Origin of the sequence: Prauserella salsuginis (genome assembly GCF_024648885.1) — a bacterium.
Taxonomy (GTDB): domain Bacteria; phylum Actinomycetota; class Actinomycetes; order Mycobacteriales; family Pseudonocardiaceae; genus Prauserella; species Prauserella salsuginis.
Genome location: NZ_JANBBF010000010.1, coordinates 128,616 through 152,755, shown reverse-complemented (window position 1 = coordinate 152,755; position 24,140 = coordinate 128,616). Strand labels below are relative to the sequence as shown.

Here is a 24,140-nt window from a genome sequence, read left to right as displayed (position 1 = left end):
GCCGAATGCGGGGGCCGGGGACGCGATGCTCCGTCAGTCGTCCCGATCCTGCTCGAACGAGACGATCTTCCCGTTGTCCGCGTCGATCTCGATCTCGTACTCCGCAGCGCCCTTGCGGAGGTCGACCTCCCATTCCAAGCCGTAGCAGCGGTCGAGGTCGATCTCGATCACGCTCGCGCCGGGCACCCGCTGCAGCGCGATCCGCTCGGCCTGCTGCGCGCCGACGGCCGGCTGCTCGCTCGAGCAGTGCTCCGGCCACGGGTTGCCCCAGTGGGACGGCGCCTGCTCGCCCTTCGGGCCCGTGTGGATGTCGTCGGAGTCGGGACCGGTGTAGTGGTCGCCAGGACCCGTGTAGTGGTCGCCGGGTCCGGTGTAGATGTCCTCGGGGTCCGGACCGGTGTAGGGCCGCTCGGACTGCTGCTGGGCCGATGCCGGACGCGAGTCCCCGGACTGGCCGCCGTCGGCCGCGAACGCAACGGCCGTGCCACTCATGGCCAGGACGCCACCTGCGACCGCAATCGCTCCGACCAGCTTCTTCTTGCCCAACACGTCGAATCCTCCTGTGCGTTTCCGTGATGCTCGGGCGGCATCGGCGCCGCCGTCGAGCACGACGTTCCCAGCGGAGGAACTAACCGGGCGCTACTCGAACGTTAAGGCGAGGCTAAAGCGCATCACCGCAGTTCGGGGCGGGTTGACGGGTTCGCGTACCCGAGTTCGACGACCACCCGGGCGCCGCCGCCCGGGGCCCGTTCCAAGGTCACGCCACCACCCGAATCGGCGGCCGCGCGGCGCACGATGTCCAACCCGAGACCGCTCGACCCGCTTCCGCTGGCGCCGCGCCGCAGCGGACCGGTGCTCGTCTCGGGAAAGCCCGTTCCCTCGTCGTCGACCACGAGTCGCACCAGGTCGTCACCCCGCTCCAGGGTCACGGAGAAACCGACGCCGTCCACGGTGTGCCCGAAGACGTTGCCGAGCAGCGCGTCGACGCACGCGGCCAGGTCCGCCTCGCTGACGGCGACCGGCAACGGTCCCTCGGCGAGGTCGGTGCGCACCTCACGGTCGGTGTCCTCGGCGAGCACCGACCAGAACGCCACCCGCTCCGACACGACCGTGGCCGCGTCGCAGTGCTCGGCGACGTCGCCGGTGGACGTACCGCTGCGGCGCCCCGCCTCGTCGATGATGCGGGTGACGGCGCGCTGCAACGCGTCCACGTGACCGGTGATCCGCTGTGATTCCACCGGATCGGACAGCGCTTCGGCGTCCAACCGCAGCGACATCAGCGGTGTGCGCAGCCGGTGCGACAGGTCGGCCGCTCGTTCGCGCTCCTCGGCGAGCAGTTCGCGAATGCGGCCTGCCAGGTGGTTCAGGGCGGTGGCGACATCACGCATCTCCCGCGGCGCCGCCACGTGGGCCCGCGCGTCCAGCTCACCCCGGCGGCCAGCCGGTGCGACACCGCGGCGAGTTCCCGTGTCGGGCGCACCAGGCCACGCGCCATACGGTCGGCGACGAGCACGCTCAGCGCAGCCAGCGCCACCCCCAGCGCGCCCAGCAGCAACCATGCGCGGTGCACCCCGCGCATCAGCTCCTCCTCGCTGACGGCGGTGCGGATGACCGCCTGACCGCCGGAGGCGTCGCCCACCGACACCACCACTTCGACGCCGTTCTCGGTGTCCACGGTCAGGCTGCGACCCCGCTCGGCCAGCCGAACCGCGGACGTGCGGTCGGCGTCCGCGCCGATTCTCGTGCCGTCGCCGAGGAAGACCGTGACCGGGAAGCGTCCCTCGGCGTTCGCCTGCTGGACGCTCAGCTCGAGCACTCGCGGATCCGCTGTGGACACGACCGACGTGAGCGCCTGCGCCTGGACGGTCGCGTCGTTGACCGCCCTGTCGAACGCCACCGTGCGCGCGAGCACGGCCAACGGGATCAGGAACGCCACCACGACCAGGACCGTGGTGGCGACGACTAGCAGGGCGATCCGCCGCCGCATCAGGAGTTCCCCGGTTCCTCGGCCCCGCCGAGCCGCACCCCCACACCGCGCACCGTGTGCAGGTACCGCGCGTTCTTGGCGGTCTCGCCGAGTTTGCGGCGCAGCCAGGACACGTGCACGTCCACGGTCTTGTCGGCCCCGCCGTAGGGCAGCTGCCACACCTCGGTGAGCAGTTCCCGCTTGCTCACCACCTGACCGGGACGTCGGGCGAGATAGTGCAGCACGTCGAATTCGCGCGGGGTCAGTTCGAGCGGCTCACCGTCCAATGTGGCCGTTCGGGCGGCCGGGTCGAGCCGCAGTCCGTCCACGACGAGCGTCTCGGGCTCCGAACGCTGCCCGCCGCGCCGCAGTACCGCGCGAATCCGCGCGTCCAGCTGACCGGCCCCGAACGGTTTGACCACGTAGTCGTCGGCCCCCGAGTTCAGCACGTCCACGATTTCCTCTTCCGCACCGCGCGCGGTGGCCACGACGACCGGGACGTGGCTGACCGCGCGGAGCATCCGCAGCATCTCCCGCCCGTCCAGATCGGGCAGGCCGATGTCGAGCACCACCACGTCCGGACGCTGCGCCACGACCTGGTTCAGTCCGTCCATGGCCGTCCCCGCCGAGGTGACGGCGTGCCCGAGGTCGTGCAGGGCCCTGCTCAGCGAGCTACGAATGGTCGCGTCGTCCTCGACCAACAACACTTGCGCCACGCACCGCACCGTAGCCCGCGCGCCCGCCGGAAGCGGCTTGGCATAGTGGGTCGCATGGCTCGCCCGAACCGCGCCGCGCGCACCGCCCTCGCTGTGGCGGGTTGGCTGGCCGCGGCCGGGGTCGCGGTCGCGGTCGGTCTCGTCGCCGTGTCCGCGCTCGGCCGCGGCATCCTCGCCCCCGGCCCGCCGATGGCCGAACCTGCCGAGGTCGAGGCGGAGCTGAGCAGCCCTGCCTCGTCGGCCGCGGCAGACCGGGAAGGCCCCGAAGGCCCCGGCGACCGGCCACGGACACGTCACGTCGAGCACACGCCGGGCGGGACCGTGGTGGCAGCCTGCGACCGGGACGGCCAGGCCTCGCTGCTGTCGTGGAGTCCCGCCCAGGGGTTCCACGCCGACGATATCGAGGACGGACCCGACGACGAGGTGGAGTTGACCTTCGAATCGGAGGATCGCGACGTGGACGTCTCGGTGGAGTGCCGCAACGGAAAGCCGCGCGCCACCGTCGACGCCGACAACTGACCGCAACCGGCACGGCAGGCCTCCCACGACACCGTCGTTCGCACAGGCCTGCTCGCCACGGGCCCGCTAGGGTCGCGCCATGTCCCTCGACGACCGGACGCTGCGCTACTACGGCGCCGTCTGTGAGACCGGGTCGATCCGGTCGGCCGCCGAGCAGCTCGGCCTCGCCCCTTCCGCGGTGAGCCGAGCGATCGGGGCGCTCGAACGACGGCTACGGACGACGCTGCTCGAACGCAGCGCCCGCGGCGTGCGCCCCACCGAAGCGGGCGAACTGCTGCTGCGCTTCGCCAAGGACCGCGCCCACCTCGAAGAGCTGCTCACCGAGAACCTCGACGAACTGCACGACCTGCGCCGAGGCCGAGTGCGCGTGGCGGCGGGCGAAGGGTTCATCGACGACCTGGTGGAACACGGGCTCAACAGCTTCCTCGCGAACTACCCCGGGGTGTCGGTGGAGCTGAGCACCGGCGGCACCGACGAGATCCGCGACCTGCTGCTCGCCGACGAGGTCGACCTCGCCCTCGCGCTGCACACGACGCCGCACCGCGAGCTCACCGTCGTCCGGCAGGCCCCGCAGCCGCTGCACGTCATCTGCGCGCCGGACCACCCGCTCGCCGACCTCGACGAGGTCACGCCGCAGCGGCTGGCCGACGAACCGGCGACCGTACTGCCGGCACGTTTCGGGTTGCGCGCGCTGACCGATCAGATTCAGCGCACCCACGGCGTTCTGCTCGACATCCGGCTCGTCAGCAATTCCATCCACGCGATGACCGGCTTCGTACTGGCGGGTCTCGGCATCACGCTGCTGCCGCGGTTCGCCGTCGGCAGGCACCTGACGAGCGGGCGGCTGCGGGCGATTCCCCTCGGTGACGCGGACAGCGGCCGGGTCCACGCCCAGTTGCTGACGCGGGGTGGGCGCACTCCGTCGTTCGCCGCATCGCGGCTCCTCGAACACTGCTCGGAACAGCTCGACTCGCTGAACCCCCGGTGAGTGTTGCCCGAATGGCAACACCCTGGTCCGAAAATTGTCTTCTTGTGCACCACCTGCCGTGAACGTAGCGTCGCCTGCCATCGAGAGTTCCGTCGCCGAACCCCTCATCAGCAGGAGCCGCCATGCGTGCACCGGGCAGCGTGTTGGACATGTGGCGACTGCACGTCGCCGTGCTCGTCGTCGCCGTCGTCGCGCAGCTGATCGACGTGCGGGAGATTCCGATCGGCCCCGCCGCGATTCTGCTGCTTCCGTTGCTCTACGCGTTCCTTCTCAGCGTGCTGATCAATCCGCACGTCGTCCGGGCCGCGTCGAAGTTCATCCGAAAACGGGAAGTGAAAGCGGCTTCGCCGATGATCGTCATCGCGATCATGCCGTTCATCGCGAAATTCGGCACCACCATCGGACCGTCCTTTGAGGAACTGATCGAGGCGGGGCCCGCACTTCTGCTGCAGGAAATCGGAAACCTCGCCACGGTCGCATTCGCCTTCCCACTCGCGATCTGGGCTTTCAAACTCCACCGGGAGGCGATCGGCGCGACCTTCTCCGTCGCCCGTGAGCCGAACCTGGCCATCATCGTCGACCGCTACGGCCTGAAAAGCCCGGAAGGCACCGGGGTCATGGTCGTCTACGTCGTCGGCACCCTGTTCGGCACGCTGATCTTCTCGGTTCTGGCCTCACTGATGGCTTCGCTGGGGATCTTCACGCCCGAGGCGCTGGCGATGGCCTGCGGGGTCGGCAGCGGGTCCATGCTGGCGGCGTGCAGCGGCGCGCTTTCCGGGATGTGGCCGGGAATGGAGGACACCGTCGTCGCGCTGGCCGGAGCCAGCAATCTGCTCACCTACGCCACCGGGCTGTACGTCAGCTTGTTCGTCGCACTTCCCGTCGTCGAATGGCTGTACAAGAAGGCACGCCCCGGCGAGGCGTCGGCGGCACGGAAGGAGAGCTGACCGTGAGCGCAGAAGACACCGCGAGCGGGAGCACCCGGATCCCGCGCGAGAAGATCGCCGTGGTCCCGACGTTGCGCGATCTGGCTCTGGTCAGCGTGCTCGGCTGGGCGTTGCAGCTGCTGGCGACGGACATCTCCGCGCTGGCCGCCGTCGGCGGCATGGCCGGGCTGTACCTGATCTGCGCCGGCGGCATCGTGCTGACGCGCTTCGCCCCGTTCTACCTGCCGAGCATCGCGTGGATCTCCCTGCTCGGCATCGCCGCCACGCTCCCGTTCACGCCATGGGGAAGCGCCGTCACGGCGCTCGTGGCCGACATCGACTTCCTCGCACTGAGCGTGCCCGCACTGGCCTACGCCGGGTTGGCGCTCACCGAACGCGAGATCGACGTCGTCAAGAAGTCCGGCTGGAAACTGCTGCTGATCGCGGTGTTCGTGCTCGCGTCCACCTACATCGGTTCGGCCGTCGTCGCCGACATCGTCCTTCGCATCACCGGCTGACCGGATAAGGAGAGAACCAGATGCACGACTCCGTGGCCGTGATCGGCCTCGGCAACATGGGTGCCGGCATCGCGCGAACCCTCGCGCAGACAGGCCGTTCCGTCCTCGGTGTGGACCCCGCGCCCGAGGCGGCAGCACGCGTCGACGACCTCCTCCCGGTCGTGGACCTCGACAAGGCCGTGGCGGACGCGGACGTACTCGTCCTGTCGCTGCCGGGATCCGAACAGGTCGAACAGCTCGTGGACCGCCTGCTCGAGGCCGAACCGGGACACCGGCTCGTCGTCGACACCTCCACGAGCAGTCCGGTCTCGACCCGGGCGCTCGAGCAACGGCTCACCCGGCACGGCCACAGCCTGCTGGACGCCCCCGTCAGCGGCGGTCCCGCCGGGGCACAGAGCGGCTCGCTCACGGTGTTCCTCGGCGGACGCGACGACGCAGTGGCGGAGGCCGAGGACGTGTTGGCCGCGATCGCCCAGCGCGTGGTCCATGTCGGCGGCCCCGGCGCCGGCAACGTCGCCAAGCTCGTGAACAACCTGCTCTGCGCCACTCATCTGCAGATCGCGGGCGAGGCCCTCCGGCTGGCGGAAGCGGCCGACATCGACCCGGCACGGGTCGTCGAAGCCGTCAACGGAGCATCCGGACGCAGCGCCGTGACCGAGGTCAACCTGCCCCGCTGGGTGCTGTCGGAGACGTTCGACTCGGGTTTCCCGCTCGGGCTGATGGCGCGCGACGTCGCGTTGGCGACCGAGACCGCGCGTTCGCTCGGCACGCCGTCACCACTCGCCGACGTGGTGTCCGCGGCGTGGCGCGACACCCGCGACCGACTCGGCGCAGCAGAGGACTTCAACCGCATGGCACAGCCGGAGAGGACCCAGAACCGATGAGCGTGACACCGACGAGCGGCACACCGGACCTCACCATGCTCGCCGACCGGGATCCGGGCGAGCGGGCGCGCGTACTCCTCGACCGTCACCTGCCCGACGGCATCGGCGTCCGTGCCGCGGGCGTGACGCATCCGGGCTCGGGCGAGCCGATCGAACTGCGCGACCCCGCGACCGGCGCGCTCGTGACGACCTGGGCGGATCCCGGCGCCGAAGGAGCCGCCGTCGCGGTGGACGCGGCACGGCGGGGCGCCGCGACGTGGGGTGCGGCGAATCCGTTCGAGCGCGCGCGGATCCTGCGGGACGTCGCGGCGGCCGTGTCGGACAACGCCGAGGAACTGGCCGTGCTGGAGAGCGCCACCACCGGAAAGCCGCTGCGGGACACCCGGGTCGAAGCGGCGAAGGCGGCCGAGATGTTCGCCTATTTCGCGGGCTGGGCCGACAAGATCATCGGGGAGACCATCCCGGTGCCGGGCGAGTGGGCGACCTACACCCGCAAGGTGCCGTGGGGGGTCGTCGTCGCCGTGACGCCGTGGAATGCACCGCTGTTCACCGCGGCCTGGAACGCGGCACCCGCACTGGCCACGGGGAACGCGGTCATCGTCAAGCCCAGCGAGTTCACCCCCGTGACCTCGCTGCGGCTCGCCGCGCTGGCCGAGGACGCCGGCCTGCCGCCCGGTGTCCTCACGGTCGCGCCCGGTCTCGGCGGCACGCTCGGTGCCGCGCTCACCGGTGATCCGAGGGTCGGCAAGATCGCGTTCATCGGCTCGGTGCCCACGGGGCGCGCGGTCGCGAGCGCCGCTGCCGCGGTCGGAACGCCCACGCTGCTCGAACTCGGCGGCAAGAGCGCCAACATCGTCTTCGACGACGCCGACCTGGACCGCGCCGCGCACGGAGCGATCGCGGGCATCTTCGCCGCGGCCGGCCAGTCGTGCGTCGCCGGTTCGCGATTGCTCGTCCACCGGGACATCCACGACGCGCTGATCGCACGGATCCGGGAAGGAGTCCGGCACCTCCGGCTCGGCGACCCACTCGATCCACGGACCGAGATCGGCCCGATCGTCACGCGGGCGCAGTACGACACGGTGTGCTCACTCATCGACACCGGTATGTCCGACGGCGCCGACCGGGTCGCCGGGCACGAACTGAGTCCGCACCTGCGCGAATCCCCGTGGCAGTGCGGCAACTGGGTGATGCCGACCGTGCTGGACGGCGTCGGCCCGGAGCACACGCTCGAACGGACCGAGGTGTTCGGACCGGTGCTGTCGGTCGGCACCTTCACCGACGAGGCCGAGGCCGTCGCGAGGGCCAACGGGACCGGCTTCGGCCTCGCGGGCGCCGTGTGGACGGCGGACGTCTCGCGTGCGCACCGCGTCGCGCACGCGGTCGACGCGGGCACGTTCTGGATCAACTCCTACAAGACCATCCACGTCGCCGTGCCGTTCGGCGGCGTCGGCGACTCCGGTTGGGGACGTTCCTCGGGACCCGGTGTGCTGGACGAGTACACCCAGACCAAGGCCGTGTGGGTGCCGACCGTGCCGACCCCACCGCCGTTCCCTTCGCTCACCTGAGGCGCCCGCACCGGCGCCGCTCGCGGGCCGGGACGGTTCACCGCGGGTCGCGAGCGTGCCGGAGCACGTCCACGACCGGGTCGATCCAGATGTCCGCGTTGCGCCACAACAAATAGGTCGTGAGCGTGGCGCCGAGGTCGTCGACCGGCAGGATCGTCGACTCGGGGTCCAGCGCGAGCACCGTCGCCGACTCCAGCGGTGCGAGGCTGAAACCCTTCGTGCTGCGCAGCAGGACCAGCAGCCCGGACGTGTCGGTGAACTGCGCGTCCTTGTCGACCACCACGCCGTGCGCGGCCAGCCGGTCGGCGCGGTGCGAGCCCAGATCCCAGTGCCGCGGGCCCTGGATGTAGGTGAATCCGCGCAGGTCGGCGAGGGTGAGCGAGGTGCGTCCCGGGAAGCGGCCGGAGTCGACCACGGCGCCGAGCGGCTCGCGGTAGAGCACGAGCGCCGCCAGCCGCTCGTCGCTGGTGCCGACGTGGGACACGGCGACGTCGAGCGAGCTGCTCAGCAGAGCCGACTGCATGTCCAGCGACGGCAACTGCCGGATGGTGACGCGGTAGTGCTCCTCCAGCGAGCGGATCGACTCACTCAGGTTGCGCCGGTGCGTAGGGTTCAGCACGTCGGGCACCGCCAGTCGCACGTCGCACCGCCGGTCGCGTGCGCCGACGAGCCCGGGGATCGCGTCGAAGTTCGACACCACGGATTCGGCCAGCGGCAGCAGGGCGTGCCCTGCCGATGACAGCCGCGTGTGGTGGGTCGAGCGGTCGAACAGGGTCTCGCCGAGTTCGCGTTCCAGGTCGCGGATCCGGCGGCTCAGCGGCGGCACAGACATGTTCAGTGACCGCGCCGCGCGGGTGAAGTTGAGTTCACGCGCGACGGCGAGGAAGTAGCGCAGGTGGTGCATCTCCACGCCTGCAGCCTATGTGGTGTTGCCGCTGTGGACATACCAGCGTGAGGCAGTCGGTCATTCCCTCGTCACTCTCGGCTTTCTAACGTCGAAGGTGAGCTGATCACCCGAGGGAAGGACCGCGATGACCTCGCCCAACCGTTCGGGTCCCGACACCGACACCGCCACCGGCGCACCCTCGCCGAGCGACGCGGACACCGGAGCCGGAGCCGCGGACACCGCACTCTCCGCCGAGACCGACACCTCCACCGGCCACCCGGCCTCGACCGGCAGCACAGCCGCAGCCGGCACCGCAGCCTCAGCCGGCACCGCAGCCTCAGCCGACGCCGCAGGCCCAGCCGGCACCGCAGCCTCAGCCGGCACCGCAGTCTCAGCCGACGCCGCAGGCCCAGCCGGCACCACCACCGGCAAGGGACCACTCGACGGCGTGACGGTCGTCGACCTCTCGTCCGCGGTCATGGGCCCCCTCGCGACCCAGCTCCTCGGGGACTTCGGCGCCGACGTCATCCGGGTCGAACCAGTGCGCGACGTCGCGAGGCACTCGCCGGCCAACATCGGCCGCAGTCCCGGCATGGCTCCGCTGCATCTGCAGGTGAACCGCAACAAGCGCAGCGTCACCATCGATTTGAAGGACCCGGCGGGCCGCGAGGATCTCTTCGCCCTGCTCGCCGACGCCCACGTACTGGTCACCAACATGCGCGCGGGAGCACTCGAACGACTCGGACTCGGCTACGCCGAGGTCGCCGAACGGCTGCCACACCTGATCTACGCCCACGCCCAGGGATTCGCCGCCGACTCCTCCCGCGGCGACCGGCCCGCCTACGACGAGGTGATCCAGGCGTCGTCGGGCCTGGTCAGCCTGCAGAACCGAGCGGCGGGCAGCATGCAGTTCGTGCCCACGCTGATCGCGGACAAGACCGCGGCGCTGTACCTGTTGGGCGGCGTGCTGGCCGCGCTGTACCACCAGCAGCGCACCGGCGAGGGGCAGGAGATCACGCTGGCGATGGCCGACGCGATGATCGCCGTCAACCTCGTCGAGCACCTCGCGGGCGAGCTGTTCGTCCCGCCTGCGGGCGAGGTGGGCAACCCGCTCTCGCTCTCGGACACGCACGCGGCCATGCGCACCGCCGACGGCGGCGCGATCGCCGCCGTCCCCTACACCAACGAGGGTGTCCGCATCCTGCTCAAGGGCGCGGGGCTGGACGACGCGGCCGCCGACCCGGCGTGGGACTCCCCGGTGATCGACCGCGAGGTGTTCACGGCGGGTGTCGAGAAGGTGCTGGCCAACTCGACGCATCGGACCACCGCGGAGTGGGAGGAGTACCTCACCGCCCACGACGTTCCCTACGCCCGCGTGGTCGACATAGCGGAACTGCCCGACGACCCCTATGTTCGGGAAGTCGAGTTGATCAAGGAACGGGAACACCCGACGGAGGGCACGATCCGGGTCGTGGAAAGCCCGCTGCACTTCTCGGCAACACCCGTAGGCTTCCGCCGGCACGCCGAGCGGGCCGGACAGAGCACGGCCGAGGTCCTCGCCGCCACACGCGCGGACCGTTGAACCGTCGTCGAAAGGATACCGACGCCATGGATCTGGAACTGTCGAGTGAGGACATCGAGTTCCGGGACGGCTTGCGGGAGGTGTTCCTGCGCGAGATCCCCGAGGAGATCCGCAGGCGCAACGCGCTGAGCCGGATCACGCGCGAGGACATCGTCACCACCCAGCGCATCCTCAACTCCCACGGGCTCGCGGTGCCGCACTGGCCCGTCGAATGGGGCGGCAAGGACTGGACACCGACCCAGTCGCACATCTACGCCTCGGAACTGCAACGAGGCTCCGTTCCGCAGCCGTTGGCGTTCAACGTGAGCATGATCGGCCCGATCATCGCCGAGTTCGGCACCGAGGAGCAGAAGCGCACGTTCCTGCCCGCGACGGCGAACCTGGACATCTGGTGGTCGCAGGGCTTCTCGGAGCCGGAGGCGGGATCCGATCTCGCGTCGCTGCGCACCACCGCACGCCGTGAGGGTGACGTCTACGTGCTCAACGGCCAGAAGACGTGGACCACGCTCGGGCAGTACGGCGACTGGATGTTCGTGCTGGCCCGCACCGATCCCGACGCGCCGCGCAAGCAGCAGGGCCTGTCGTTCCTGCTGCTGGACATGACCACGCCGGGGATCGAGCGCCGCCCGATCACGCTCGTCGACGGCAGTGCCGAGGTGAACGAGTTCTTCTTCGACAACGTGCGCATCCCGGTCGAGAACCTGGTCGGGGAGGAGAACAAGGGCTGGAGCTACGCCAAGTTCCTGCTCGGCAACGAGCGCAACGGCATCGCGCAGATCGGCACGAGCCAGCGGGTCTTCGCCGACCTGGCCGAGGCCGCGGGCGGCATTCCGACCGAGACGGGCGCGCTGGCCGACGACCCGCAGTTCCGCGCGTCGATGCACCGCTCACGGACGACGCTGCTGGCGCTCGAGGCCACGCAGCTGCGGGTGACCGGTGCGTCGGAGAACGGCCAGGCCAGCCCGGTGTCCTCGCTGCTGAAGATGGAGGGAACGAAGGCGCTGCAGGAACTGAGCAAACTGCGCAAGGAGGCAGCGAGCCAGGACAGCATGCTGCTCGACACCGAAGCGGTGGTGGCAGACGAGGCGTCCGCGGTCGCGGCCGCGCAGTATCTGAACCAGCGCAAGCTGTCGATCTTCGGTGGCTCCAACGAGATCCAGCGCGGCGTGATCGCCAAGACCATCCTGGGACTGTGAGAAGGCGAAAGAGGGCACGGCCATGAATCTGGAATTCAACGAGGACCAGGCACTGCTGTTCGAGACCGTCGATTCGGCGGTCGGCCGTGGCTACGCGGCCGGCGGCCGGGCCGAGGCGACCGGCTCGGAGCTCGGCTGGAACGAGGGCGTGTGGCGCACCCTGGCCGAGATGGGCATCACCGGGCTGACCATCACCGGCGAACACGGCGGAGCCGATGCCGGACCGGTCGAGGTGTACGCGACGCTCGAGGCGCTGGGCAAGCACGCCGCAGCCGAGCCACTGCTCGACGGCGTGTTCCTGCCGTCGTGGCTGATCACCGCGGTCGGCACCGACGAGCAGGCCAAACAGCTGCTGCCCGCGCTCGCCGAGGGCACGCAGACTGTCGCGGTCGCCCACGCCGAACCGGGCAGGCCCTGGAACGCCACCCCGTCGGTCACGGCGACCCGCCGCGCCGACGGCTCCGTGACACTCGCCGGGGTCAAGGCGCCGGTACGGCACGCAGACCAGGCCTCGTCCCTGTTGGTGACCGCCTCCGACAGCGACGGCACAACCGGCGTCTACGTCGTCGAAGCAGGCGCGGAGGGCATCACACGCGCCGACGGGCGCAGCGCGGACTGGAGCCGCGCCTCGCAGGTCACCTTCGTCGACACCCCCGCCACTCCGCTCGGCACCGCGGGCGCCGACGTGGCCGCGGCGCTGGCTGCGGCGTTCGCACGGGCACGGGTGGCCGTGCTGGCCGAAGCCGTCGGGCTGATGGAATCCGCACTCACCCTCACCGTCGAGTACCTGAAGAACCGCAAGCAGTTCGGCGTTCCCCTGTCGACGTTCCAGGCACTCGTTCACCGGGCCGCCGACCTCTACGCCCACGTGGAGCTGGCACGGTCCATGGCACTGTGGGCCACCGCGACCGTCGAAGCCGCCGACGGAGGTGCCGACGTCGACCTCGCCGCGATCGCCGACGACGCCTTCGTGTTCGTCGGCGACACCGCCACCGCCGTGGCGGAGGAAGCCGTTCAGCTGCACGGCGGTATCGGCATGACCTACGAGGCCGAGGTCGCGCACCAGGCCGCACGCCTGACCGCGATCACCGAGAGCTTCGGGGGCGTGGCCGCCGCCAGGCGCAGGGCCGTGGCGTCGGAGTCCGCACTGCGGGCGCCGAGCGCGCTGCTCAACAACTCCGGCGCCGTCACGGCGTGAGCCCGCCTGCCCGCCGGCGGCCACACCCATGCCGCCGGCGGGCAGTGCACACCACTCGACCCGCGGGCGGGGGGGGGTCACCCGCGGGCCGGGGTTCGCGGGCCGGGGTTCGCAGCGCGGGCGCGGTACGTCGAAACGCGTAGTACGGAAGCGCGCTGTGACGGACGCGGCGACCGGCACCGGCGGCCTAACGTTCCGTTGGTAACCGCCCGTTCGGATCGATGTGGAGTCACGCCATGAGGATGCGCCCGTTCCCACCGCGGCACCGAGCCCGCAGCACCGCAGGGGCGCGGTCGTGACCGCCCGCCTGCGCGAGCGGCTCGGCCTCGCCCCGCTCACGATCGTCGCCCTGGCGATGCTCGGCGCGCCGCGGGCGATCGTGCACGACCTCGGGCCCGTCGCCCCGGTGCTGAACGGGCTGCTCGTGTTCGTGCCACTCGCCGTGTGGGTCGCGTTCGTCCTCTGGCGGCGCGTCCCGTCCCCACTGCTGACGCTCTCGGCCGTCGGGGCGGTCTACGGCGTCGTGCTGGGCGTGGTGCACCAGGCCCTGTGGCATGTGGCCCACGCCGAAGCCCCTGAACTCGGCGGCAATCTCGCCGGCGCCCTGTCGCCCGCGCTCGAGGCCGTCGTGCTCCGCTCGGCCGCCTTCGGCAGCAGTGTCCTGACCGGACTGCTCACCGGTGTGGCGACGGGCGCCGTGGCCTGGCTGCTGTCCAGAATGGTCCCCGGATTCCGGCCACAGTGACGCCGGCCGAAACCGGGAGATGATCCACATCGGACCACGCAGCAGCATCGCACGGGGCAGGGAAGCGGCGCCGCCGGACGACCGCAGCCAGCTCGTGATCGACACCGCCCTGGGTGTGGTGGTGCTGATCGTCGTGGGGACGGCCGTCACGGCGAACGTCGGCGGTGACGGCACCGTGAGTCCCGCCGCGTACGCGTTCGGGGCGCTCTTCGGTGCGCTGATGCTCGTGCGCCGCCGCCTGCCGGTCACGGTGCTGATCGTGACCGCCGTCGCGCTGCTCGGCTACTACATGCTCTCCTATCCGCCCATCGGGTTGGCCGTTCCCGTGGCCGCGGCGCTCTACTCCGCCGCGGAATGCGGCCGGCTCTACTGGGCGTGCGGCACGGCGCTGGCGCTGCTCGGCGTGTCCACGGCCGTTCGAATCGGCCAGGGCGACGACCTGTCGTACGTGCTCGGCCTCGAAACCCCGACCTCCGCGACCCTGATGCTCGCCGTGATCGCGCTCGGCGACAGCGTGCGATCCCGCCGTGGCTGGCGGGCCGAATTGGACAGACAGGCCGCCGCGGCCGCCCTGGAACAGGAGACCGAGGCGACCCGCCGGGTCGAAGAGGAGCGCGTGCGCATCGCCCGCGATCTGCACGATCTGCTCGCCCACACCGTGTCGGTGATCTCGCTGCACACCGACGTCGCCAGGGAGACATTGCACGACGAGCCCGCCACCGCGGAGCGGTCACTCGTCGCGGCGCGCACGGCCTGCCGGGACGCCGGCAGGGAACTGCGCGCGACGGTCGACGCGCTCCGCGCCCCGGACGCCGAGAACAGCGAGCCGGGAAGCGCAGACGCACGTCCAGGGCTGAACCGTCTCGAGGAACTCGTCGACACCGCCACCGTCGGAGGGCTGCACGTCGACGTGCACACCGCCGGCACCCCGCGCACACTGCCGGTCGTCTCGGACGTGACGGCCTATCGTGTCGTGCAGGAGGCCTTGAGCAACGTGCTGCGGCACGCCGACGCCACCACGGCGACCGTGGCCGTGGATTACGGCGAGGACGTGGTGACGGTGCGGGTGAGCGACGACGGCCGGGGCGCAGCTGCCGCGGACCCTGCCGGCGGCTGGGGCATCACCGGCATGCGCGAACGCCTGACGCTGCTCGGCGGCACCCTGCGGATCCGAACCCGGCTGGGAGAGGGCTTCGACGTGACAGCACGCATTCCTGCGCGGGAGGACTCGTGATTCGGGTCGTGCTCGTCAATGATCAGCACCTGATCCGCGCAGGACTGCGGACCCTGCTCGAACGGGCTGCCGACATCGACGTCGTGGGAGAGGCCGACAGCGCGGACACCGGCGTCGCCGTCGTCGCCACGGAGCGTCCCGACGTGGTGCTGATGGACATCCGCATGCCCGGCGCCGACGGGCTGGACGCCACCCGGCGCATCGTCGCCGACCCGCGGCTGCGCGCCGTGCAGGTCGTCGTGCTCACCACGTTCGACACCGACGAGAACATCCTGCAGGCGATCCGCGTCGGTGCGGCGGGATTCCTGCTCAAGGACGCGACGCCGGACGAGCTGCGCGACGCGGTGCGGATCGCCGCGCGCGGCGACGCCCTGTTGTCCCCGGCCGTGACCCGGCGCGTCATGCGTGCCGCCGCGGAGGGACCGGCCCCCGTAGCGGCCGGCCGGCTGGAGGTGCTCACCGGGCGGGAACGCGAGGTGCTGGCCGAGGTCGGCGCGGGCCGTTCCAACGGGGAGATCGCCGAGCGCCTTTTCATGAGCCCGGCCACCGCGCGCACGCATGTCGGCAGACTGTTGACCAAACTCGACGCCCGCGACCGCTCACAACTCGTCGCGCTGGCCTACGAGACCGGCCTCGTCGCGCCGGGCCGCCACGACGACTGACGTAACACCGCGTTCCGACCTACCGCACCGCCGTCAGCCGTCAGCCGTCAGCCGTCAGCCGTCAGCCGTCAGCCGTCAGCCGTCGACGATCAGCTTGACCACGTCGTCGATCGCCGGGCCTCATGCCGCACGGTGACCCTGATTTTCCAGCCGGTCCGCGATCCAGACCTTGATGACTGACTGCCGAGTCACACCCAGCCGCTTGGCCTCTCTGTCCAGCGATTCGATCATCCACGCCGGGAAGTCGACGTTGACCCGCCGCTGCTCGGCGTTCGGACGCCTGATCCCGGACAGATCGAGGTCCCCGGTCACGTCCTCGCCACGGTCGAAACGCTCGTCGAACTCCTCAGCCTTCATAGAGCGCTACCTCCTCGTTGCGCGCTCGGCGCACTGAAATGATCCTCGTTCGGCCACCTCGATACGTCACGACCGCCGACCAGTGCTTTCCGTCGATCATGCCGATGACGAGCCACCGAGGTTCGTCGGTGGCACGGGCCGGCACCTCCACGAGCATCGGATCCGACCACAACGCCTGCGCTGCATCGAAGTCGATGCCGTGCTTAACCCGGTTAACTCCGCTCTTGCGCGGATCGAATTCGAAGTCCACGGCTCCCTCGACTTGGTATAGAAACTATACCCATATGTGGGTCAGCGCGCCACACTTCAGCCGTCGACGATCAGCTTGACCACGTCGTCGATCGCCGGGCCCGCGGCGACCTCGGCAGCCAGTTCGCCTGCGCGGCGGCGGTACGACGGGCCGCTGAGCACGCGGCGAGCGGCCGACCGCAGGGCGGGCACCGGGATCGAACCCCGCGCGTAGCCGAGGCCCGCACCCGACCACGTCACACGCGCCGCCACCTCCGACTTGTCCTCACTCGCGCCCACGACGACCAGTGGCACGCCGTGGCGCAGCGCGTGGTTGACGCCGCCGTAGCCGCCGTTGGTGATCATCAGGTCGCACCGGGGCAGCAGTTCGTCGTACGGCAGGAAATCGGCCACGCGCACGTTGGCGGGCAGCGGATCGACGTCGGGCTCGGCTCCTCCGGTCGTGACGACCACGAGCACGTCGTCGTCGGCGAGCGCCTCGATGGCGGGGGCGACGAGACGTCCGAGGTCGCCGTTCGCGATCGTCCCCTGCGTCACGTGCACCACCGGCCGCTCCCCGCCGAGCTCGTCCCACCACTCCGGCAGTGCGTACTCGCGCGCCGAGCTGGTCGTGGTCGGGCCGATGAAGTGGACCGGCGCGGGCAGCGGGCGCGGATACTCGAATCCAGGGCTCGTCATCTGCAGTACGCCGTCGCTGCGCATGGGCCAGTCCATGAAGGACAGATCGGTGTCCACACCGACGAGCTCACGGATGTGCCGTCGCGCGGTCGCCCTCGCCGGTGCGGTCATCCAGCCCATGAACCGTCGCAGCGCCGCGCCGTGCAGGCGCTCGCCGAGCCCGCGCGGCGCGGGCCGATACGGCGTCGGCTGCGTCAACGGCACGAACCCGAGCACCAGGACCCGCGGCGCGTCCCGACGGAGGACGAGTGCCATACCGGCGGCGAACAGCGGATCGCAGAGCACGACGTCGACTCCGCGGGCCAGCACCTCGTCGACCGCCCGCAGCTGCCCCGGCATCGCGCCCGCGAACGTGGCGAGGTCGAACCGGCCCAGTTTCGGGCCGCGCAGTCCCGCCCTCCCGGGGATCGAGCCGTTCAGGTCGGTCTCGTCGAAGTCGACCTCGTCGTCGAGCACGGTCACGTCGGCGCCGATGTCGGCGAACGCCTGCTCGTAGCGCGCGCCGGTGACCACCGCGACGTCGTGGCCCGCGGCGAGGAGCGCGGCGACGAGCGGTTTCGTCGGCCCGACATGCCCTCGTGCGGGCTGCACACATACGAGAACCGAAGACATGACAGACCTCCGCGGGCTACCTCGCTGGCGACATTTCGTCGATACGCTGTATCGTCGAATTTCGATGGTAGCCGAATCCGACGCATCGCGCCGCCCTCGTCGGCAGTACGAGTCCCCGGTACGACAGGAACGCGCCGAGCGCACCCGCGCGCACGTGATCGCCACCGCCGGACGACTGTTCGCCGAGCACGGCTACGCGGCCACGAGCATGCGGCGGATCGCCGCCGAGGCAGAGGTCGGACTCGAAACGGTGACGCAGACCGGGCGGAAAGCCAACCTGCTGCTCGCCGCGTTCCGCTCCGGCTTCGCGGGCGATCCGGACGCCGTCGACATCACCGCGCTCATCGGCGGCTTCCCCGGCGGCGCAGAACCGGGCCACACAGAACCGGGCAGCGCTGGAGCGGGCGGCGGCACCGACCTGGTCGAGGCGATCACGACCGCAACGGCCCGGCTGGCCGACGGGCTGCGCGACTCGCTGGGCATCTGGCGTGCGTTCACGGTCGCCGCGGCTGCCGACGAGACGGTTGCCGCCGCGCGGGCGGAACTTGCCGGCCTGCGCCGAAGGGAGATCACCACGTGGCTCGAGGCGCCCGAGAGCGCGGGCATGCTGCCGACCCGGGACGCCACGTCCCGAGCACGCCTCGCCGACATGCTCGGGCTGCTCACCTCGCACGACGCCTACGACCACCTGGTGACCGTCTGCGGCTGGCCCCACGACGACTTCGCCTCCTGGACCTCCGCCGCGATCCTCGACCGGCTCCGCTCGCCGTGACGACCGGCGCAGACTGCGGCGCTGCGGCGCCGCCGCACCCCCGGCGAACTCGGCGAAGCAGCCCCCTCGAACCGGTGACCATGCTCACGAGGCGGCACCTGGACTCGGGCGAACCGGAGCGTGGGCGCTATCCTTCCGCGCGTGGAGATTCTGTTTACGACGCTGCTGATCCTGGCCATCGTCGCCTCGATGTGGTTCGCGGGCTACGTCGTCTACCGGCTGTACACCGACAGCTGAGCCGACACGGTCCGGCAGCAACAGCACCTGTCACCAACGCTGAGTAGGGCTTACTCCGATGTCGAGCGGCGACGAGGCCATCGAGGCCGCAGCGCAACGCGCTGAGAAGACGGCCCACCGCAACCTTCCGCAGCTGGAGGATCTGCCGATCCCCGGCGACACGGCCAACCTGCGCGAGGGCGCCGACCTCAACGACGCGTGCCTGGCACTGCTGCCGCTGATCGGCGTGTGGCGCGGCGAAGGCGAGGTCAACTACCCGACGATGGACGAGCCCGTGCGTGTCGCGCAGCAGCTCACCATCGCCCACGACGGCCGCCCGTTCCTCTACCACGAGGCGCGGTCCTGGCTGCTCGACGCCGACGGGAACATCATCCGTCCCGCCGCGCGCGAAACGGGATTCTGGCGCCCGCAGGCCGACGACACGATCGAGCTCGTGCTGTCGCACTCCTCCGGCATCGTCGAGCTGTACTACGGCAACACCCGTGGACAGTCGGCGTGGCAGCTCGCCACGGACGCCGTCGTGCGGTCGCAGACCGCCAAGGAGGTCACGGCCGCCGAACGGCTGTACGGGATCATGCCCGACGGCAGCGGCAACCTCGGCTACGTCGAGGAGCGCGCCATGGTGGGCCACCCGAAGACCCCGCACGTCTCCCTCGTCCTCGAACGCGTCGTCGGCTGAGGCTCACACCTCCGAGCAACACCCGTTCAGCCCAGCGTGCGCGTGCCCCCAGGGGCACCTTTGCGGCACTCAACGCCACCAAGGTGCCCTTGGAGCATCTGCCTCAGCCGTGCGGGTCACTCCGCGTGGTTGCGCACCTCGCCCACCTGCGCACCAACAGGGCACAGGTGGGCGAGGTGCTCACTCGTACTGCGCGTCGTAGGCCTTCGCCAGTTCGGCGTGGATCTCCACGGCGGGATCGTCGGCCAGCCGGACGTCGTCGAGCGTGTGCACCCGCGTCAGCTTGCGCACCGACGACGCCAGCATCAGCGCGTCCCCTGTGACCAGTTCGTCGGCCTTGAGCTGCGTCACCTCGGTCTTCCAACCGGCCCGCTCCGCCGCGCGGAACACATCGCCCTGGGTCGTACCGGGAAGGATGCCGTTCGTGGGCGGCGGCGTGTACAGCGTCCCACCGCGGGCCAGGACGACGTTCGACGTCGGACCTTCGAGCACGTACCCCTCCGTGCTCGTGAAGATCACGTCCGCGGCGCCGCGCCTGCGCGCCTCCCGCTGCGCCGCCATATTCACCGAGTACGACAGCGTCTTCGCGCCGAGCAGCAGCCACGGCGCGCGCTCCATCAGGTCCGCCTCGAACCCGCGGTTCAGCGTCACCACGCCGATGCCGTCGCGCCGCGCCTGCTTGGTCGACTCCGGGATGTCGGTTCCGTACGCGAACGCCGTCGGCTTCTCGTCTGGGTCACCGTCGATGCCGCGGGTCAGCACGATCTTCAGCGCGAGCTCGACGTCGGCCGGCCAGTTGTCGATGACCAGGCGCACCACCCGCTCCCACGCCTCGCGGTCCGGCGGCGCCATGTCCATCTTCGCGGCGGACCGGGCGAAGCGGTCCAGGTGCGCGTCCAGCTCACGCGGCACTCCGTTGGTCACGAGGATCGTCTCGAAGATGCCGTCGCCACGCACCAGGCCGAGGTCGTCGACACGGATGTGAGCCTGGTCGGGGTCGGCGAAAGTACCGTCTAGGAAAGCGAGGACGCGCATGGGCTTCACCGTACCCAGCGGCGCGGCGAACGCTACCGGCCATCGTCCCGGACTCCGACATACGATCGCGGTATGACGTACTCCTCGCCCCTGTCCGAACTGCCCGGCGCCGTCGCAGCACCCGACGACCACCCCGAGGCAGGCGTGCCGTGGCATTGGGGTGATCCGTTCGCCGAACAGCGCACCGCCGTGCGCGCCTCGGCGGTCGTGGATCGGTCGCACCGGCACGTGATCACCGTCGGCGGTCCGGAACGACTGTCGTGGCTGCACCTCGTGCTGTCGCAGCACGTGTCCGAGCTGCCCGCCGAGACCGGCACCGAGGCGCTCGTCCTCGACGCCCACGGCCACATCGACGCGCACATGGTCGTCGGATACACCGGCGACGTCGTCCACCTCGACACGGACCCCGACTCGCACGCCACGAGCGCCATGCCGAACGGCGGCAAGCAGACCCTGATCGACTACCTGCAGGCCATGAAGTTCTGGTCCGACGTCGACATTCGCGAGGCCACCGGCGAATACGCCGTGCTGACGCTCCTCGGTCCGGACTCCGAGCAGACGTTGGCCGCCCTGGGCGGCGACACTCCCGTCGAGCTGCCGGCCGAGCCGTACGCGATCGCCCCGCTGCCCGGTGGCGGGTTCGCCCGCCGCATGCCGTGGCCCCGGCCGGGCGCCATCGACCTGCTCGTCCCGCGCGCCGACCTCGTCGACGTCTGGAAGCGCATCACCGACGCGGGCGCGCGGCCCGCGGGCTCGTGGGCGTTCGACGCGCTCCGGGTCGAGTCCCAGCGGCCGCGCGTCGGCGTCGACACCGACGACCGCACCATTCCGCACGAGGTCGGCTGGATCGGCTCGGCCGCCCACGTCGCGAAGGGCTGCTACCGCGGGCAGGAGACGGTCGCCAAGGTGTTCAACGTCGGCAGGCCGCCGCGCAACATGCTGCTGCTGCACCTGGACGGGTCGATGGAGGTCTACCCCGAGACCGGCGACCCCGTGCTGCGCGGCGACCGCACGGTCGGCCGCGTCGGCAGCGTCGCCCAGCACCACGAGCTCGGCCCGATCGCGTTGGCACTGATCAAACGGTCCACCCCGGTGGATGCCGAACTGATCACCGGCTCCGGCGACGAACGACCGCAGGCGGCCATCGACCCCGATTCGGTGCCCCAGGAGGGCGCCGCACCGGGCCGCGAGGCCGTGCAGCGGCTGCGAGGGTGACATGATCACCAGAGCCCCGGAGGTGTCCGGCCTCTGGTCCAGATCGACGACGTAGAGCAGGATGAACCCGTGATCGAAGTCCGGCCCGGCGGGCGACGTCGCATCGACCGCGTCCTCGCACCCGGTTACGCGAGCGAACCGGAGGCACTGCCGCTGCCGACCTTGCGGGAGCGGCGCGACGAGGCCGCCCAGGAGGAGACCGACCTCTCCTACCTGCGCAGACTGCTGCACGCCCGGATCGACATCGTCAAGGCCGAGCAGCTGCGACGGAGCTCGGACGACCCGGGCGACGAGGACGTCGTCGCCCGGCTCACGGCGATCCTGGCCGACAACGCGCTCGGGCCCGCGACGGGTTCGGGCAGACACCAGACGCTCGAGCCGACACGTGCGGGCGAGTACCGCCGCGCGGCCGAGGCTCTGGTCGGCGACGCGAACCTGTCGGACGTCGTGTCGCTGTCCGACGACCGGCTGGCCGAGACGCTCGACTCCTACCGGGAGCAGGAGGGGTCGGTGTCGCAGCGCAGGCGGGAAGTACAGGCCGTCGTCGACACGTTCAACGCCGAGATCGCCCGCCGGTACGCCCGCGGCACGGCGTCGGTCGACGAACTGCTCGACTCCCAGCGTTCCGTGTCCGGCCCCGACAACGAACAGGACCCTGCATGACCGCGCTCGTCGAAGTGGTGCGCTCCGGATTCGTCGAAAGCGTGCACCACGGCAGCGTCGTCGTGACCGCACCCGACGGCTCGGTGCGCGCGTCGCTCGGCGACGTCGACGAGCCGATGTACCCGCGGTCGTCGAACAAGCCGCTGCAGGCACTCGGCATGCTGCGGGCGGGGCTGGACGTGGCCGACGACGACCTGGCACTGGTGTGCGCCTCGCACAACGGGGAGCCCGAGCACGTCGAGCGTACGCTCACCCTGCTGGCCAAGGCCGGACTCGACGAGGACACCCTGCACTGCCCGCCCGACACGCCCCGCGACCGGCCAGCGGCCGAGCGGCGCAGGGCCGCGATGAACTGCTCCGGCAAGCACGCCGGGATGCTCTCGACCTGCGTGTCGGCCGAGTGGCCTACGGCGACCTACACCGACCCCGAGCACCCGCTGCAGCGCGCGATCGCGGAGACGGTGTCCGAGGCGACGGGCGAACCGATCGCGTGGACCGGCGTCGACGGATGCGGCGCCCCGCTACTGGCCTACTCGCTGACCGGCCTGGCGCGCGCGTTCGGGCGCCTGGTCACGGCGGACTCCGACGACCTGCGGCGGGTGGCCGACGCCATGCGCGCGCATCCGTGGCTGGTCGCCGGCACCGGCAGGGAGGACACGGTGTTGATGGACGCCGTGCCGGGACTGCTGATGAAGGGCGGCGCCGAGGGCGTACACGCGTTCGCGCTGGCCGACGGCACGGCGGTGGCGCTGAAGGTCGCCGACGGCAACGCCCGCGCCCGCGAGCCGATCCTGGTCGAGGCCCTGCGACTGCTCGGTGCGACGCCGGCAGGCGAGGCCGTCGACCGCATGGCCGTCGGCGCCGGGATCGTCACGGGTGCCGACCGCGACGTCGGTTCACTCCGCGTGACCACCGCGTTGGCGGACGCTCTGCGGTAGCACCCCCAGGGGCACTTTGGTTGCGTTGAATGCAACCAAAGTGCCCCTGGGGGCACGAGCGGGCGTCGCGCTCAGTTGAAGCGTTCGCGGGCGGCCAGCTCGCCCCAGTAGTCGCGCAGCGTCTGGAAGATCTCGCCGACCTCGTCGACGTCGCCGTTGCGGAGCGCCTCGAGCAGCATGTGCACCTCGTCGGCGGAAGTGTCCGACTCGAGCGTCAGGTCGTCGACGAGCTGCACCAGCCCGCCGTAGTCCAGCTCGACCGCAGACGCCGGGTGGAAGTTCCCCAGCCACCGGTGCGTCTCGCTGAGGATCTGCACCGGTCCCGCGTCGTCGCCGAGCGCGTTGCCCACCAGCTCCTCGGCCTCGCCGACCCGGCGCAGGGCGTCGGTCATCGGCGCGCGCCACGACAGTTCCCGCTTCGGATCGCCCTGCCCCGAGCCGAGCTCCAACCGGAACTGCCTCGGGTCGACGAGCGAGAACCACGGCAGCGGCACCGTCCACGTCGTCGACAGCACGTGCATCGACGTTCCGTAGAGGTCGCGCAACGCCGAGTTGGCGCGCGACTTGATGCGGTCCTCCGGCGCCCCCAGCGCGTCGACCACGGCGCCCCGCAGCGCGGGGTGCGCCTCGCCGAGGAAACCGACGAGCGCGGCGGCCGACCGGGGGCGGATCTCCAGCGGGCACACGAGCGGCCCCGGCCCGACCTCGGCGCTCGCCTCGGTCGGCACCTCCTCGGGATCGAGCACCAGCACATCCGGCAGTGAGGACGACTCCTTGGGCAGGATCCGCGGGTTCTCACCAGCCTGTGACTTCAGCCACATGACCATCTCACGCTCGCCCGCGTCGGGCCGCGTCAGTGCGGCTTCCTCGACCGCGCGAGACAGCCGCTCGTCCGGTGGCTCACCGAAGGCGACGAGCGGTTCGTAGACCCGCAGATAGGCGACGAATGGTCGGAGCACCCCGGAATCCTGGCACGCCGCCGGGGTGGCGCGGGCATCGGCTGGCCCGTCCGAACGTGATCTACATCAGTGTCGCGTCCCGCACACCGCGCCACGTCGCGTCCGGCCCGGGGGACACGGTACGGTGTCCTCTAGGAAATAGTTGTCGAGACGACGCG

27 protein-coding genes are annotated in these 24,140 nt (G+C 70.9%); 17 read left to right on the top strand and 10 right to left on the bottom strand.

Features of this window, described 5'->3' with window-relative positions; genetic code table 11:
* Positions 1–33: 33 nt before the first annotated feature.
* The 4 genes from LY40_RS11925 to LY40_RS11910 form a co-directional block, all read right to left on the bottom strand.
* A complete protein-coding gene (locus LY40_RS11925; protein WP_183781771.1) occupies positions 34–549 on the bottom strand; it encodes a PepSY domain-containing protein in 516 nt (171 codons plus the stop codon).
* Between the two features lie 122 nt (positions 550–671).
* Positions 672–1,388 (bottom strand): sensor histidine kinase, encoded by a 717-nt coding sequence (locus LY40_RS11920; RefSeq protein ID WP_258936850.1) that lies wholly within the window; start codon positions 1,386–1,388, stop codon positions 672–674.
* Positions 1,364–1,987, bottom strand: a complete 624-nt coding sequence (locus LY40_RS11915; RefSeq protein WP_258936849.1) for a hypothetical protein — start codon at positions 1,985–1,987, stop codon at positions 1,364–1,366. The genes LY40_RS11920 and LY40_RS11915 overlap by 25 nt, the downstream gene beginning before the upstream one ends.
* Entirely contained in the window at positions 1,987–2,682 is a 696-nt protein-coding gene (locus tag LY40_RS11910; protein WP_183781765.1) for a response regulator transcription factor, read from the bottom strand. Before LY40_RS11910 ends, LY40_RS11915 begins: the two co-directional genes overlap by 1 nt.
* Before the next feature lie 54 nt (positions 2,683–2,736).
* Between LY40_RS11910 and LY40_RS11905 the strand changes: the two genes are divergently transcribed.
* The 6 genes from LY40_RS11905 (at position 2,737) to LY40_RS11880 (ending at position 8,085) form a co-directional block, all read left to right on the top strand.
* Complete coding sequence (locus LY40_RS11905; protein ID WP_258936848.1) at positions 2,737–3,201, top strand: hypothetical protein; 465 nt, start codon at positions 2,737–2,739, stop codon at positions 3,199–3,201.
* 79 nt (positions 3,202–3,280) lie between these two features.
* Entirely contained in the window at positions 3,281–4,189 is a 909-nt protein-coding gene (locus tag LY40_RS11900) for a LysR family transcriptional regulator (RefSeq protein WP_183781759.1), read from the top strand.
* 170 nt (positions 4,190–4,359) lie between these two features.
* Positions 4,360–5,136 (top strand): DUF3100 domain-containing protein, encoded by a 777-nt coding sequence (locus tag LY40_RS11895; protein ID WP_258936847.1) that lies wholly within the window; start codon positions 4,360–4,362, stop codon positions 5,134–5,136.
* Positions 5,137–5,138: 2 nt separating this feature from the next.
* A complete protein-coding gene (locus LY40_RS11890) occupies positions 5,139–5,633 on the top strand; it encodes a hypothetical protein (protein ID WP_183781753.1) in 495 nt (164 codons plus the stop codon).
* A 20-nt stretch (positions 5,634–5,653) separates the two neighbouring features.
* Positions 5,654–6,517, top strand: coding sequence for an NAD(P)-dependent oxidoreductase (locus LY40_RS11885; RefSeq protein ID WP_258936846.1), 864 nt, complete (start codon positions 5,654–5,656; stop codon positions 6,515–6,517).
* Positions 6,514–8,085, top strand: a complete 1,572-nt coding sequence (locus LY40_RS11880; protein WP_258936845.1) for an aldehyde dehydrogenase family protein — start codon at positions 6,514–6,516, stop codon at positions 8,083–8,085. Before LY40_RS11885 ends, LY40_RS11880 begins: the two co-directional genes overlap by 4 nt.
* 37 nt (positions 8,086–8,122) lie before the next feature.
* Here LY40_RS11880 and LY40_RS11875 read toward each other — a convergent pair whose 3' ends face one another.
* On the bottom strand, positions 8,123–8,989 hold the full coding sequence (locus LY40_RS11875; RefSeq protein WP_221213149.1) for a LysR family transcriptional regulator: 867 nt from the start codon (positions 8,987–8,989) through the stop codon (positions 8,123–8,125).
* A 127-nt stretch (positions 8,990–9,116) separates the two neighbouring features.
* Between LY40_RS11875 and LY40_RS11870 the strand changes: the two genes are divergently transcribed.
* From LY40_RS11870 to LY40_RS11845, 6 genes are all read left to right on the top strand, one after another.
* On the top strand, positions 9,117–10,553 hold the full coding sequence (locus LY40_RS11870; RefSeq protein WP_258936844.1) for a CaiB/BaiF CoA transferase family protein: 1,437 nt from the start codon (positions 9,117–9,119) through the stop codon (positions 10,551–10,553).
* A gap of 26 nt (positions 10,554–10,579) precedes the next feature.
* The gene (locus LY40_RS11865; RefSeq protein WP_258936843.1) at positions 10,580–11,749 is read left to right on the top strand and encodes an acyl-CoA dehydrogenase family protein; all 1,170 of its coding nucleotides are present in this window, start codon (positions 10,580–10,582) and stop codon (positions 11,747–11,749) included.
* Positions 11,750–11,771: 22 nt separating this feature from the next.
* Positions 11,772–12,947 (top strand): acyl-CoA dehydrogenase family protein, encoded by a 1,176-nt coding sequence (locus tag LY40_RS11860; RefSeq protein ID WP_258936842.1) that lies wholly within the window; start codon positions 11,772–11,774, stop codon positions 12,945–12,947.
* 295 nt (positions 12,948–13,242) lie between these two features.
* The gene (locus tag LY40_RS11855; RefSeq protein ID WP_183781739.1) at positions 13,243–13,692 is read left to right on the top strand and encodes a hypothetical protein; all 450 of its coding nucleotides are present in this window, start codon (positions 13,243–13,245) and stop codon (positions 13,690–13,692) included.
* Between the two features lie 19 nt (positions 13,693–13,711).
* The gene (locus tag LY40_RS11850) at positions 13,712–14,926 is read left to right on the top strand and encodes a sensor histidine kinase (protein ID WP_258936841.1); all 1,215 of its coding nucleotides are present in this window, start codon (positions 13,712–13,714) and stop codon (positions 14,924–14,926) included.
* On the top strand, positions 14,923–15,588 hold the full coding sequence (locus LY40_RS11845; RefSeq protein ID WP_258936840.1) for a response regulator transcription factor: 666 nt from the start codon (positions 14,923–14,925) through the stop codon (positions 15,586–15,588). Before LY40_RS11850 ends, LY40_RS11845 begins: the two co-directional genes overlap by 4 nt.
* A gap of 120 nt (positions 15,589–15,708) precedes the next feature.
* Here the strand turns inward: LY40_RS11845 and brnA are convergent, their stop codons facing one another.
* Genes brnA through LY40_RS11830 form a run of 3 tightly spaced genes read right to left on the bottom strand, consistent with a single transcriptional unit; the run spans position 15,709 to position 17,484 of the window.
* A complete protein-coding gene (gene brnA / locus LY40_RS11840) occupies positions 15,709–15,945 on the bottom strand; it encodes a type II toxin-antitoxin system BrnA family antitoxin (RefSeq protein WP_183781733.1) in 237 nt (78 codons plus the stop codon).
* Positions 15,935–16,195, bottom strand: a complete 261-nt coding sequence (locus LY40_RS11835) for a BrnT family toxin (RefSeq protein WP_258936839.1) — start codon at positions 16,193–16,195, stop codon at positions 15,935–15,937. Before LY40_RS11835 ends, brnA begins: the two co-directional genes overlap by 11 nt.
* Before the next feature lie 56 nt (positions 16,196–16,251).
* Positions 16,252–17,484, bottom strand: a complete 1,233-nt coding sequence (locus LY40_RS11830; protein WP_258936838.1) for a glycosyltransferase — start codon at positions 17,482–17,484, stop codon at positions 16,252–16,254.
* 64 nt (positions 17,485–17,548) lie between these two features.
* Here LY40_RS11830 and LY40_RS11825 point away from each other — a divergent pair, with 64 nt between their 5' ends.
* Both LY40_RS11825 and LY40_RS11820 read left to right on the top strand, forming a co-directional pair.
* Positions 17,549–18,256: a TetR/AcrR family transcriptional regulator gene (locus LY40_RS11825; RefSeq protein WP_258936837.1), complete on the top strand. Its 708-nt coding sequence runs from the start codon at positions 17,549–17,551 to the stop codon at positions 18,254–18,256.
* A gap of 295 nt (positions 18,257–18,551) precedes the next feature.
* Positions 18,552–19,172: a heme-binding beta-barrel domain-containing protein gene (locus tag LY40_RS11820; RefSeq protein WP_183781722.1), complete on the top strand. Its 621-nt coding sequence runs from the start codon at positions 18,552–18,554 to the stop codon at positions 19,170–19,172.
* Positions 19,173–19,352: 180 nt separating this feature from the next.
* Here the strand turns inward: LY40_RS11820 and LY40_RS11815 are convergent, their stop codons facing one another.
* Positions 19,353–20,207: an aminodeoxychorismate lyase gene (locus LY40_RS11815; RefSeq protein ID WP_183781719.1), complete on the bottom strand. Its 855-nt coding sequence runs from the start codon at positions 20,205–20,207 to the stop codon at positions 19,353–19,355.
* Between the two features lie 72 nt (positions 20,208–20,279).
* Here LY40_RS11815 and ygfZ point away from each other — a divergent pair, with 72 nt between their 5' ends.
* The 3 genes from ygfZ to LY40_RS11800 all read left to right on the top strand — a co-directional run bounded on the left by ygfZ (position 20,280) and on the right by LY40_RS11800 (position 23,023).
* Positions 20,280–21,422 (top strand): CAF17-like 4Fe-4S cluster assembly/insertion protein YgfZ, encoded by a 1,143-nt coding sequence (ygfZ, locus tag LY40_RS11810; protein ID WP_258936836.1) that lies wholly within the window; start codon positions 20,280–20,282, stop codon positions 21,420–21,422.
* A gap of 69 nt (positions 21,423–21,491) precedes the next feature.
* Positions 21,492–22,085, top strand: a complete 594-nt coding sequence (locus tag LY40_RS11805; RefSeq protein WP_183781714.1) for an RsiG family protein — start codon at positions 21,492–21,494, stop codon at positions 22,083–22,085.
* The gene (locus LY40_RS11800) at positions 22,082–23,023 is read left to right on the top strand and encodes an asparaginase (RefSeq protein WP_258936835.1); all 942 of its coding nucleotides are present in this window, start codon (positions 22,082–22,084) and stop codon (positions 23,021–23,023) included. The genes LY40_RS11805 and LY40_RS11800 overlap by 4 nt, the downstream gene beginning before the upstream one ends.
* 71 nt (positions 23,024–23,094) lie before the next feature.
* Here LY40_RS11800 and LY40_RS11795 read toward each other — a convergent pair whose 3' ends face one another.
* Positions 23,095–23,982 carry a DUF8083 family protein gene (locus LY40_RS11795; RefSeq protein WP_183781709.1) on the bottom strand — a complete coding sequence of 296 codons (888 nt, stop codon included), beginning with the start codon at positions 23,980–23,982 and terminating at the stop codon, positions 23,095–23,097.
* Between the last annotated feature and the right edge of the window lie 158 nt (positions 23,983–24,140).